Source organism: Nonomuraea mangrovi (genome assembly GCF_042681425.1).
Lineage (GTDB): Bacteria > Actinomycetota > Actinomycetes > Streptosporangiales > Streptosporangiaceae > Nonomuraea > Nonomuraea mangrovi.
Window position 1 is genome coordinate 15,212 of record NZ_JBHUFV010000062.1, and the last position, 11,872, is coordinate 27,083.

Below are 11,872 nucleotides of genomic sequence, written 5' to 3' on the forward strand. Positions count from 1 at the left end.
CGCTCCAGGAGCCATCGAGCAGCTTGCGACCCGGATGCCGGAAGCGCCGACGCTGGCGCGGCAGCCCTAAGCCTTGGGGACGTAGACGAGCTTCGCCGCGAGAGCGTTCGGGTCAACGCTTTGCAAGGTGAACGTCCAACCGCCGATCCCCACGGACCTGCCCTTCTGTACCTGCTTCTTCTCCGTGCCCATTCCGAGCCAGACCGAGTCCGCGGCGAAGTCGCTGATGACCAGGGTGGACGCTTGCCGTTCAGCGGTCTCGCTGTCGTTGTCGGCCAGCGAGATGCTCTGCGTCGAGGCGCCGGACACCGTCACCGTGCAGAGGCCCTTGTGGCACTCCCTCACCCTGCTGTTGGACATGGGCACAGACTCGGACTCGGACTCGGACTCGGGGTCGACGTCGTAGTCGGGGTCGGGGTCCGACTGGGAGCCGTACTGAGAGTCGAAGTGAGACGACAACTGGTGGGACGACTTCGAAGGGGGAGTGGACCCGGGCATGAACATGGACGTGGACATGGAAGCGATATCGGCACCACATGCGGTCAGGCCGCCCGCCATCGCGGTCGCAGTCATGATGGTGGCCCAGCGCAGTTGAAGACTCATGATCCATCCTGGTTGATGTCATCAGAACCCCACGGATGAGGCCCTTTCGTGGTGCGGTGGGCGCGTTGATCGCATCTCCACCGCTTGACTACGGAGAGTAATGATACCTGTGTGGATGGTGACACTCGAGGGAGGTGGCCGAGCGTAGGGGAGCCCTTGACAAACGCGGGGGTGAGGAGACGGCGGGCAGCCGTTCTCGATGAGAACGATCTTGCTACTCAGGTTCCCGGTAGCCATCAAGGAGTTACCAACGGATATGCCGCTGATCTGCGATCTCGGGTCGAAGTGACGACAGGCCGGAGAGGTGTTCACGGCACCAGCCACGCCTGCGGCGTCTGATCGTCGTCGTTGTCCGGCTCGACCCTTGGCCCGGCCGTCGCCGCACTTCACCAGCCTGGCACCGCGTAGCACTTCACGAACGCGCTCGGCATCGCGCCTTGAAGCCGCGTTTGTCACGGTGGCGACCGCCTGACTCATGCCGAACGTCTGTCGCCCATCATGGCCTGCGGCAACGCCCTACTGCGGGGCTCATGGCACGGACCCGAGCCGACGGCCTGAAGGACGGGGCGGCGGGGAGGGTCGCGGTGCCCCGGCCCTGCTCGCGGATGGCGTCGTCATGGGGGCGGGGCGGTGCTGGCGCGGACGACGAGTTCGTGCGGCAGCAGGGTGCGCTCGGGCGTGGGCTCCCCGGACAGCACCAGACGGCCCGCCGTCCGGCCGGCGAGCCGGCTGTACTGGCGGATCGTGGTGAGCCCTGCCTCCTCGGCGCCGGCGTCGGAGAAGCCGACCACCGACAGCTCCTCCGGTACCTTCACCCCGGCCTCGGCCGCCGCGTCGAGCACGCCGAGCGCCAGCACGTCGGTGTTGCACAGGATCGCCGTCGGCCGGGGTGAGCGCGCGAGCAGCGCCCGCCCGGCCTCGCGGCCGGAGTCGCGTTCGTTGGCCGCCACCTCGTAGACGGGCGTCCGCGCCCAGTCCAGCCCCTCGGCCTCGGCCGCGGCGCGGTAGCCGAGCACGCGGTTGCGCATGGCGCGGAAGACCGCGGTCTCCTGCCGGGCGGGGTCGGCCCAGCCGTGGCGGTCGTCGACGCCCAGGCCGACCACGGCCAACCCGAGGTGCCGGTGCCCGAGGTCCAGCACGTGCCGCACGGCGGCGCCGGCGGCGGCCTGCTCGTCGATGCCGAGGTGCGGTACGCCGTCCACGATCGGCTCGTCGACCAGGAGCGTGGGCAGGCGCCGGGCGAGGACGGCGTCGAGCGCCGCGTGCCCGTCGGGCAGGCAGAAGACGACGAAGGCGTCGACCACGGCGTTCCGTACGAGTTCGGGGCGTTCGACGCCGCGCGGCTGCTGCAGGAGCAGCAGCCCGACGGCCGCCTCCTCGGCGGCCACGGCCAGCCCCTGCAGGAAGCCGATGGCGTAGGGGTCGCCGAGGGCATAGGGCAGCGTCTCGGTGAAGATCAGCCCGAGCACCCCGGCCCGCCCGAGGCGCAGGGAGCGCGCGGTGGGGTGGGGGCCGGCGTAGCCGAGCTCGTCAGCGACGCGCAGGATGCGCTCGCGCAGTTCCGTGCTGAGCTGGTCGGGCCGGGAGAAGGCGTAGGAGACGGTGGCGCGGGAGACTCCGACGCGGTCCGCGATCGTCTGCAGGGTCACTCGCTCGGCCATGCCCACACCCTAGCGTCCGCCCTTCTTAATCAGTTAAGCTCTTAATGGATTAAGGAGGATTCATGGACGCCATGCACGTGCTCGCCCACCAGACCGCGATGGGATATTCCGACGGCCTGCGCTCCGGCCTTCCGGGCGCGCCACGGCGGCCCGGCGGCGACACCGAGCGCGTCAGGGCCCGCCTGGCCCGCGCCCTGCGCCGCGCCGCCGACCAGCTCGACCCCGCCCCCGCCATCGGCCCCGCCTGCTCCTGAGCCGGCCAGGAGCCGGCTGGACGGCTTGCGCCGGGTGGTCCGGGGAGAGCGGGACGAGTCAGGAATGCGCAGGCGGGCTACTTGACTCTGGGCAGGATCAGCTACGGAGGCATCTGCTGATCCTGCCCTGCGACGACCTCCATGAACGCATGGCTTGGAGTCGCGGGAACGCCTGAGCGTTTATGGCAACTGCCGGTCGGCCGCGCGTTCGCCGAACATCGTCACTGGCGTCAGCGGCTCAGGCGCCGCGAACGGCCACCCGGACGCAACCGCAGCGGAGGGCGCTGGGGTGAAAGCAGCTAGGGTGGCGCAGGGCACGCCGGCCGGCAGCTTTCGTTGATCGATTAATCTTTCGGCATGGTTGACGTACCTGAAGATCTCGCATTGCCCACTGCCCTGGCCGAGGTGGCCGAGGTCGGCTTCGAGTGGGAGTGGGACGAGGAGGCCGACGAGGCCCGCGGCTGTGACTTCGAGCCCTACGGTCAGTTCGAGGAGCCCGGCCGGACGGCGTGGTGGTTCCGCCTGTGGACCGGCAACCAAGAGGTCGACGGCAGCGAGTTCCGTTTCTTCGGCACGACCGGGGCGGGTGACTACACCGGCTTCTGGCTGGTACGGCCCGAGGCGGCGATCATCGACCAGCCCGTTGTCTACATCGGTTCAGAGGGTGAACACGGTCTGATCGCCCGGGATCTCGGCGACCTCCTCTGGCTGTTCGCCGCCGGCCTGGGCCCTGCCGAGGCCTTCAGAGACCCCGACTCCCCGACGCCGCCGAACGAGGCCTTCCACGCGATCGCCGAGCGACACGCACCCGGCCGCCGCCGTGCCCCCACCCAGATCGTGACTGCCGCACAAGCGGAGTTCCCGCATTTCTCGGATCTCATCGACGCGATGTGCCGCTGAGCACGACTCACTTGCCCGACGGTCATGTCCGCATCATTCAGATGATAGTAGCATTTGAATGATGGGAGAATCGTGCGCATGAGGAGAGTGAAGGGACCGCGATGGCAAGGCTGACCCGAGCGCAGCAGCAGGAACGCACCCGGGCGGCCGTGCTGGCCGCGGCGAGGGCGGAGTTCGCCGAGCGCGGATACGCCGACGCCAAGGTCGACCGGATCGCGGAGCGGGCCGAGCTGACCCGTGGCGCGGTGTACTCGAACTTCCCGAGCAAGCGCGCGCTCTACCTGGCGGTCCTGATCGAGTCGGTCGAGCACGCGGGCAAGGCCGAGGCGTCGTCCTCACCCGGTCCTGGCGAGGCCGTGGGCGCGTTCGCCCGCGCCTGGCTCGAGCGGCTGCCGCTGGCCGGCGACACGCCCGCAGGGGGGAGCCTGCAGTTGCGCTCGCTGGCCGGGGTGTTCGACGACGAACCTGGCCGTACCGCCCTGGCACAGGTCACCAGGCTGGAGGCGCTGCTGCTGGCTCTCGCGCTGGAGTCGCGCACGCCGTACCGCACGAGGCGGGTACGGCTGGCCGAGCTGGTCCTCACGCTGTTGAACGGTGCCGGGCACCTGGCCGACACGGCGCCCGGATTCGGCGACCCCTTCGACGTGGCACGCGCCTGCCAGCACCTGGCCGGCCTCGACCTCGCCGACACATGGGGCCCGCCGCACCTGCCGTACGTCACCCCTGCACGTCCTGTCCAGGACGCATGGGAGCCGCCAGCGGAGTTGCCGGATCAGATCACCGGTCGCCTCGTCGGATTCGACGCCGACGGTGTGATCGCGGTGCTCGGCACCAGCCGGCTGGAGGCGGCCGAGGAAGCCGTCCGCGCCGCCCGCCCGGGCGACCGGATCACCGTGGCCGTCGTGACGAGCGATCCAGCCGAGATCGGACGCCTTGTGCGGCTCAGGATCAGCGATCTCACCGGCTGCCTGCGACGCGTGTTCGCTCCCGACGCCTGGCCGGGCCTGCGCCTCGTCCTCGACGACCGCGCGGCCGTCGCCTCGGCCGTCGGCGTCCAGGACGCGGGCGACGCCACCGAGGCCGCGGTGCGCGTCCACGCGGGCACGGTCTCCGCGCGGGCCTCCGGACGAGGCGCCGCCCACGCCGCGGCGACGGCGGGGGACCCGACCGCCACGTGCTCCAGTGAGGCAGGGCGATGATCCGCGGCGGCGACGGCGAGGGAGGACGATGATCCGCGGCGGCGGCGTCTGGACGGTATCGCCCCGGACGCTTCACGACCGTTCAGAACCGCGGAATGCCCAGGGTGGCGAGCAGGTCCTCGTGGAGCTGGAACCACACGGCGTGGTACGACACGGTGCTGTCGGCCACCTCGTCCAACGCACCGGACCTGGCACGCGCGAGTGCTCCGGTGAGCCTGGTCCGGTACCGCCGGAAGCGGAGCATCGCCGCGGACAGGTCCGCGCAGGCGACCTCGGCACGCTGGTCGAAGTCGATGAACCGGTCCAGCACCCGCGAGTCGTAGGCGGGGTCGCTGTGGTCGTTCGGCGTCGCGACGCCGTCGACGGATCGCAGCTGCCAGGCCGTACAGAGATCGAGCAGCTCCGGATTGAGCACGAGAAAGCCGTCGTACGCGGCGGAAACAGTGGTCCGGGTGCCGGCCGCGTCCAGCTCGGCGGAGATCCGCTCGGCATCTGCGGCGCGTCCGGCCTCGGTGAGCGCCCATCCGCCGAAGTAGCCGGGAACACGCGTGACGAGGCCGGCCACGGCGAGATCGATCAGTTCGGACTCGGCGTCGGGCTCGGGGAGCCCTGTCGCCTCGGACACCCGGCTGAGGCCGGCGAACCCGATGCAGCGGAGGGCGTGCGGCACCAGCCGGTCGGCACTGGTCGAATGGGGCGCGTTCGGCACGTCGAGACGCTGCACCGGTGATCTGGATCCACCCGCTCTCGGCGGAGGTCGGGCGGCACCGTGTCGATGCCGGGCATGATGAGCACGATCCTCAACCTCGGTCTCGCAGGGGAGAGCACCGCGGGACTGGCTGCTGAGACGGGAGACCCGCGGTTCGCCTTGGACACGCGCCTGCGGTTCCTGTCCGGCTTCGCCCGCGCTGTCTACGGCCTGGACCCGGACAGCCTGCCGGCCGTCACCGGCGGGGGCGCCGAGCGCCACGCGGGCACCGAGGAGACCCGCCTCACCGACGCGATCGGCGGCGTTGAGGCCCTCATCCGCGAACGAGCAGGGGGACCGGTCCCCGACGACGCGATGCGGCAGCTGGAGCTGGAGGCCATGCATCGCGTCGAGGAGCACAACCGCGACGCGTGCCACGTGGAGTTCAAGGGGCCGTCGACTCGGTCACGGGCTTCGAGGACCACGACGTTCAGGCCGTGGTGGTGGAGGTCACGGGCGCAGATGAGGCCTGCCAGTCCGGCGTAGACGACGATCGCGTCGGCGGAAGGGGGTGGGTGGTCGGACATGTGCTTGCTCCGGTGGGTCGGGTCGTGCCCCGGAGCTCGGGCGATTCAGCGATCTCGTCTGGCGCTGTAGTCCGCGAGCACTCCCGTCACCCACTGCCGCAGGACGTGCGCGGGGGCGGCGCCCGCCTGGCGGCTGATCACTTCCCCGTTCCGCATCACCAGCAGTGTGGGCACGGCCGTGACGTCGAACCGTGACGAGATCCTGGGGGAGTCGTCCACGTTGACCTTCACCAGCTTCACCTGGCCGGCCAGCTCGGCCGCGACCTGTTCGAGCGCGGGACTGACCTGGCGGCAGGGACCGCACCACGGCGCCCACAGGTCGACCAGCGCGGGAATCACCGACTTCTCCGCCACCTCGGCGAAACTCGTGTCGTCGGCGTCCGCGATCCACGGCAGCGTCGCGTGGCAGTGTCCGCAGTGCGGAACGCCCGAAGCGGCGGCGGGCACCCTGTTCTTACGCCCGCATGCCGCGCACGTCACGATGTGGGACGACATGACGTCACCTCAACAGGCTCAATAGGTGACGACGAGTTCGCCGTCACGCACGTCGATGGTGATCACGGAGCCGTCCTGCACGTCGCCCTTGAGCAACGCCCTGCCGATGCGGGTCTCGACCTCGCGGGAGATGAACCGGCGGAGCGGGCGCGCGCCGTACACCGGGTCGAAGCCCTGCTGGGCGATGTAGCGCTTGGCGCTCTCGGTCACCTCGAGCGTCAGGCGGCGGTCGGCGAGCCGGTTCCTGATGTCGTTGAACATCAGGTCGACGATCTGCTCGATCTCCGCCTCGGTGAGCGGCTTGAACAGGACGATGTCGTCGACGCGGTTGAGGAACTCGGGGCGGAAATGCCGCCGCAGCTCCGACATGACGCTCTCGCGGTTCTCCGGCTTGATCTCCCCGTCGGGGGTGACGCCGTCGAGCAGGTACTGCGAACCGATGTTCGACGTCATGATGATGACGGTGTTGCGGAAGTCGACCGTACGGCCCTGCGCGTCGGTGAGCCGCCCGTCGTCCAGCACCTGGAGCAGGATGTTGAAGACGTCCGCGTGTGCCTTCTCGATCTCGTCGAACAGGATCACGGAGTACGGCTTGCGCCGGACCGCCTCGGTGAGCTGCCCGCCCTCCTCGTAGCCGATGTATCCGGGGGGCGCGCCCACGAGCCTGCTGACCGTGTGCCGTTCCTGGTACTCGCTCATGTCGACCCGGATCAGGTTCTCGTCGGTGTCGAACAGGCCCTCGGCCAGGGCCTTGGCGAGCTCGGTCTTCCCCACGCCCGTGGGGCCGAGGAAGATGAAGGACCCGATCGGCCGCCGGGGGTCCTTGATGCCGGATCGGGCGCGGATGATGGCGTCGGCCACCAGCTGGACCGCCTCGTCCTGCCCGATGACGCGCCGGTGCAGGAACTCGTCCAGGTGGAGCAGTTTCTCGCGCTCGCCTTCCTCCAGGCGGCTGACCGGGATACCGGTCCAGCGCGAGACGATCTCGGCGATCTGCTCCTCGGTGACGACCTCCTTGAGCAGCCGCTTGCCGCCCTGCTTGGCGGCCAGCCTTTCCTCCTCCGCCTGCAGCTTGCGTTGCAGCTCGGGCAGCTTGCCGTGCCGCAGTTCCGCGGCCTGGTTCAGGTCGTAGTCGCGTTCGGCCTGCTCGGCCTGCCGTTGCACGGTCTCGATCTCCTGCCGCAGGTCCTGCACCTTCTTGAGTGCCTGGCGCTCGGCCTCCCACTGGGCGCGCATGGCGTCGGCTTCGGCCCGCAGGTCGGCCAGTTCCCTGCGCAGGTCCTCCAGCCGCGCCTTACTGGCCGGGTCGTCCTCCTTGGAGAGCGCCGCCTCTTCGATCTCCAGGCGCATCAGCCGGCGGGTGAGCTCGTCCAGCTCCGCGGGCATCGAGTCGATCTCGGTGCGCAGCATGGCGCACGCCTCGTCCACCAGGTCGATCGCCTTGTCGGGCAGGAATCGGTCGGAGATGTAGCGGTGGCTGAGCACCACCGCCGCGATCAGCGCGCTGTCCTGGATCTTCACGCCGTGGAACACCTCGAGCCGCTCGCGCAGGCCGCGCAGGATCGAGACGGCGTCCTCGACGGAGGGCTCGTCGACGAGCACGGGCTGGAAGCGACGCTCCAGGGCGGCGTCCTTCTCGATGTGCTGGCGGTACTCCTGCAGCGTCGTGGCGCCGATCATGTGCAGTTCGCCGCGCGCGAGCATCGGCTTGAGCATGTTGCCCGCGTCCATGGCGCCTTCTGTCGCGCCCGCGCCGACCACGGTGTGCAGCTCGTCCACGAAGAGCAGGATCCGCCCCTCGGCTGCCTTGACCTCGTTCAGCACGGCCTTGAACCGCTCCTCGAACTCGCCGCGGTACTTGGCGCCGGCCACGAGCGATCCCATGTCGAGGCTGAAGATCGTCTTGTCCTTGAGCCCTTCCGGCACGTCACCCCGGTCGATGCGCTGCGCCAGGCCCTCGACGATGGCAGTCTTGCCGACGCCGGGGTCGCCGACGAGCACCGGGTTGTTCTTCGTCTTGCGGGACAGGATCTGGATGACCCGCCGGATCTCGGAGTCACGGCCGATGACCGGGTCGAGCTTTCCCGCCGCGGCGTCGGCGACCAGGTCGCGGCCGTACTTCTCGAGCGCCTCGTAGGCCACTTCGGGCATGGCGGAGGTCACCCGCTGGTTGCCCCTGATCGCGGTCAGCGCCTGGAGGAAACGGTCACGGGTGATGCCGTGCTCGCGCAGCAGCCTCCCGCTCGCGGTCTGCGAACCCTCGTCAAGCAGGGAGATCAGCAGGTGCTCCACCGAGACGTACTCGTCCTTGAGCCGTCGCGCCTCCCGTTCCGCCGAGTCGAGCAGGCGCGACAGACGCTGGGTGACGAAGACCTGCCCGGGTGCGGCGCCCGGGCCGCTCACGCGGGGACGGCGTTCGAGATCGGCCTCCAGATCCGCCTTGAGCCGGTCGGCGTCCGCGCCGGCCTGGCGCAGCAGGCGCGGCACGAGGTCGTCAGGGCGGTCGAGAAGGGCCAGCAGCAGGTGTTCCCCGTCGATCTCGGTGTGCCCGTAACGCAGCGCTTTGGTCTGCGCGTCGTGCAGGGCCTCCTGCGATTTCTGCGTCAGGCGGTTCGGATCCACGTCACCCTCCCGTGCGTTGGTTGCGCAGAGCCGTTTCCAGCTCCGCTATGTGGTCGAGCAGCTCGATCACCAGGCCGAGCGCGGCGTAGTTCAGCGAGAATCCTGCGCGCAGTCGCTGGATCCGGCCCGCCGCGGCGACCTGCGAGAGCGGGAACCACAGCCGACCGGCCGCGTCGAGCCGCGCCTCGAGCAGACCCAGGGCGACGAGCCGCCGCGCCAGGTCCGGATGGAGCCCGGTGGCCCTGACGAAACTGTCCAAGTCCATCGCCGCGTCGACGGCCGTCCGCCGGACGAGCGCATAGGTCATCGCGACCTCCTCGGGTCGAAGGACGAGGTGGCGGCGAGCTCCTCGAACAGGCGCTGCTCCTCCTCGGTGAGGCGCGAGGGAACCATGATCCGGACCTCGGCGTACAGGTCGCCCGGGGTTCCACGGGGGTTGGGCAGCCCCTGGCCGCGCAGGCGCAGCCGCCGGCCGCTGGAGGTGCCCTTCGGGACGCGCACCTTGGTCTCGCCGCCGGGAGTGTCGAGCGAGACGGTCGCGCCCAGCGCCCCCTCCCACGGCGTGATCGGCAACGTGGCGTGGATGTTGCGGCCTTCGACGCGGTAGCGCGGGTGGTCGGCTATTCGGACGATCAGGTAGAGGTCTCCTGGCGGCGCTCCGCTTCCTCCGCGCCCGCCCTGCCCGGCCAGCCGGATGCGCTGGCCGTTGGTCACGCCCGCCGGGATGGTGACGTCGATCTGGCGGCCACCGCTGAGGGCGAGCTTCTTCTGGCCGCCTTGGTAGGCCTCCTCGACCGTGAGCACCAGCTCCGCCTCCTGGTCGGCGCCGGGAGCGGGGCCCCAGCCCCGGCCCCGGGCGCCGCCGAAGATGTCGCCGAAGACGTCTTCGAGGTCCACGTCGCGCCAGGCGTCGCCGCCTCCTCTCCACTGGCCGCCGCCGGCCCTCGCGCCCGCTCCCGCGCCCGCGCGCGCACGTGCCCACGTTTCGGGATCGACGTCCTCGGGCACGCGGCGGAAGTCCTCGCCGAAGGCGTCGTACCTGCGCCGCGTCTCCGGATCGGAGAGGACCTGGTAGGCCTCGGAGATCTCCTTGAACCGCTCCTCAGCCTCCGGATCCTTGTTGACGTCCGGGTGGTAGGTGCGGGCCAGCTTGCGGTAGACGCGCTGGATCTCGTCCTGGCTCGCCGTCCTGGAAACGCCGAGGGCCTGGTAGAAGTCGCGCTGGTCGGCCATCAGTCCACCTTCGACACGATCACCGTGGCGGGGCGCAACTGACGTTCGGCTTCGCCGTAACGGGGACGGACCACCTGGAGGACCGTCCCCTGCGGCAGGTCGGGGCGCGCGACCGCGCCGACGGCCTCGTGCCGGAGCGGATCGAACGCCGCACCGGTGTCGTCCCGGCGCGGGAACCCGAGCCGCTCGAGAAGGGCGAGGGCCTGCTCTCGCACGACCTTCACCCCCTCGACGACCGCGCTGGGGTCGGCGTCGGCGTGCTGGAGTGCGAGATCGAGGTTGTCGAGCACGGGAAGCCACTCCTTGGCCACCCGTGCCCGCTCCTGCTCCGCCTCCTTGGTCGCTCGCTTGCGCACGTTGTCGAGCTCGGCCAGCGCGCGCAGCCGCTGGTCCTCGAGCTCGGACACACGCGCCTCGAGCTGTGCGATCAGCGCCTTGAGGTCGGCCTGTTCGGTCTGTTCGGCCTCAGCCGGCCTGGCTCCGTGTTCGGACTCGGACATGTCACTCAGGGGTGGTGAACTCGGCATCGATGACGTCGTCGTCGCCCCCGGCCTGGCCGCCCGGCCGGCCACCAGGCTGCCCGGCCGCCTGCCCGCCCGGAGGCTGCGGGCCCGCGGCGGCCGCGGACAGGCCGTGGAAGACCTGCTGCAGCTCCGAGGTGAGCGAGCGAAGCCGGTCGATCGGCGATTCCTCCTTGATCGCCTGCCTGGCGTCCGAGACCAGCATCTCCGCGCGGGCCTTGTCGTGCGACGCCACGGCGGACCCCAGCTCGTTCAGGCGCCGTTCGACCTGGTAGGCGATGCTGTCGAGCTCGTTGCGGGCGTCGACCATCTCGCGCAGCCGCACGTCCTCGTTGCGGTGCTGTTCGGCGTCCGCGATCATCCTGTCGACTTCCGACTTGTCCAGCGTCGAGCTCTCACTGATGGTGATGCGCTGTTCCGCGCCGGTGTCCTTGTCCTTCGCCGAGACGTTGAGGATGCCGTTGGCGTCGACGTCGTAGGTGACCTCGATCTGCGGGACGCCGCGCGGCGCCGGACGGATGTTCTCCAGCTTGAACCGGCCGAGCACGCGGTTGTCGGCCGCCCGCTCGCGCTCGCCCTGGAGCACGACGACGTCGACCGAGTTCTGGTTGTCCTCCGCGGTGCTGAAGGTCTCGGTACGGCGTGCGGGGATGGTCGTGTTGCGCTCGATGACCTTGGTCATCACGCCGCCCAGCGTTTCCACGCCCAGCGACAGCGGCGTGACGTCGAGCAGCAGGACGTCCTTGACCTCGCCCTTGATGACGGCGGCCTGGATGGCGGCGCCGATGGCGACCACCTCGTCCGGGTTCACCGACATGTTCGGGTCCTTGCCGCCGGTCAACCGGCGCACGAGATTCTGCACCGCGGGGATCCTGGTGGATCCACCGACGAGGATCACTTCGTCGATGTCGTCCGCGGTGAGCTTGGCGTCGGCCATCGCCTGCTTGACCGGTCCCATGCACCGCTCGACGAGGTCGGCGGTGATCTGATCGAACGTCGACCGCATCAGCGTCGTGTTCAGGTGCTTTGGGCCTGCGGCGTCGGCCGTGATGAACGGCAGGCTGATCGTGGTCTGGGTGACAGACGAGAGTTCCACCTTCGCCTTCTCC

General features: G+C 70.0%; 13 protein-coding genes. 3 read left to right on the plus strand and 10 right to left on the minus strand.

What is annotated here, in order from left to right:
- Positions 1–66: 66 nt before the first annotated feature.
- Both ACFSKW_RS43325 and ACFSKW_RS43330 read right to left on the minus strand, forming a co-directional pair.
- Positions 67–603, minus strand: a complete 537-nt coding sequence (locus tag ACFSKW_RS43325; protein ID WP_379580310.1) for a hypothetical protein — start codon at positions 601–603, stop codon at positions 67–69.
- A gap of 614 nt (positions 604–1,217) precedes the next feature.
- Complete coding sequence (locus ACFSKW_RS43330) at positions 1,218–2,264, minus strand: LacI family DNA-binding transcriptional regulator (RefSeq protein WP_379580311.1); 1,047 nt, start codon at positions 2,262–2,264, stop codon at positions 1,218–1,220.
- A 62-nt stretch (positions 2,265–2,326) separates the two neighbouring features.
- Between ACFSKW_RS43330 and ACFSKW_RS43335 the strand changes: the two genes are divergently transcribed.
- The 3 genes from ACFSKW_RS43335 (at position 2,327) to ACFSKW_RS43345 (ending at position 4,617) form a co-directional block, all read left to right on the plus strand.
- The gene (locus ACFSKW_RS43335; RefSeq protein ID WP_379580312.1) at positions 2,327–2,518 is read left to right on the plus strand and encodes a hypothetical protein; all 192 of its coding nucleotides are present in this window, start codon (positions 2,327–2,329) and stop codon (positions 2,516–2,518) included.
- Between the two features lie 357 nt (positions 2,519–2,875).
- Positions 2,876–3,418: an SMI1/KNR4 family protein gene (locus ACFSKW_RS43340; RefSeq protein WP_379580313.1), complete on the plus strand. Its 543-nt coding sequence runs from the start codon at positions 2,876–2,878 to the stop codon at positions 3,416–3,418.
- Between the two features lie 101 nt (positions 3,419–3,519).
- Positions 3,520–4,617, plus strand: coding sequence for a TetR/AcrR family transcriptional regulator (locus tag ACFSKW_RS43345; RefSeq protein WP_379580314.1), 1,098 nt, complete (start codon positions 3,520–3,522; stop codon positions 4,615–4,617).
- 82 nt (positions 4,618–4,699) lie between these two features.
- Here the strand turns inward: ACFSKW_RS43345 and ACFSKW_RS43350 are convergent, their stop codons facing one another.
- The 8 genes from ACFSKW_RS43350 to ACFSKW_RS43385 all read right to left on the minus strand — a co-directional run.
- The gene (locus ACFSKW_RS43350; protein WP_379580315.1) at positions 4,700–5,326 is read right to left on the minus strand and encodes a transcriptional regulator; all 627 of its coding nucleotides are present in this window, start codon (positions 5,324–5,326) and stop codon (positions 4,700–4,702) included.
- A gap of 203 nt (positions 5,327–5,529) precedes the next feature.
- Positions 5,530–5,892 (minus strand): FAD-dependent oxidoreductase, encoded by a 363-nt coding sequence (locus ACFSKW_RS43355; protein ID WP_379580316.1) that lies wholly within the window; start codon positions 5,890–5,892, stop codon positions 5,530–5,532.
- Positions 5,893–5,937: 45 nt separating this feature from the next.
- Positions 5,938–6,387, minus strand: a complete 450-nt coding sequence (gene trxA / locus ACFSKW_RS43360) for a thioredoxin (protein ID WP_379580317.1) — start codon at positions 6,385–6,387, stop codon at positions 5,938–5,940.
- Between the two features lie 18 nt (positions 6,388–6,405).
- On the minus strand, positions 6,406–9,009 hold the full coding sequence (clpB, locus tag ACFSKW_RS43365; protein WP_379580318.1) for an ATP-dependent chaperone ClpB: 2,604 nt from the start codon (positions 9,007–9,009) through the stop codon (positions 6,406–6,408).
- Between the two features lies 1 nt (position 9,010).
- Positions 9,011–9,316: a chaperone modulator CbpM gene (locus ACFSKW_RS43370; RefSeq protein WP_379580319.1), complete on the minus strand. Its 306-nt coding sequence runs from the start codon at positions 9,314–9,316 to the stop codon at positions 9,011–9,013.
- Positions 9,313–10,242 carry a DnaJ C-terminal domain-containing protein gene (locus ACFSKW_RS43375; protein ID WP_379580320.1) on the minus strand — a complete coding sequence of 310 codons (930 nt, stop codon included), beginning with the start codon at positions 10,240–10,242 and terminating at the stop codon, positions 9,313–9,315. The genes ACFSKW_RS43370 and ACFSKW_RS43375 overlap by 4 nt, the downstream gene beginning before the upstream one ends.
- Positions 10,242–10,742, minus strand: coding sequence for a nucleotide exchange factor GrpE (locus ACFSKW_RS43380; RefSeq protein WP_379580321.1), 501 nt, complete (start codon positions 10,740–10,742; stop codon positions 10,242–10,244). The genes ACFSKW_RS43375 and ACFSKW_RS43380 overlap by 1 nt, the downstream gene beginning before the upstream one ends.
- 1 nt (position 10,743) lies before the next feature.
- Positions 10,744–11,872 (minus strand): Hsp70 family protein (locus tag ACFSKW_RS43385; protein ID WP_379580322.1); only part of this gene is annotated, 1,129 nt, incomplete at its 5' end.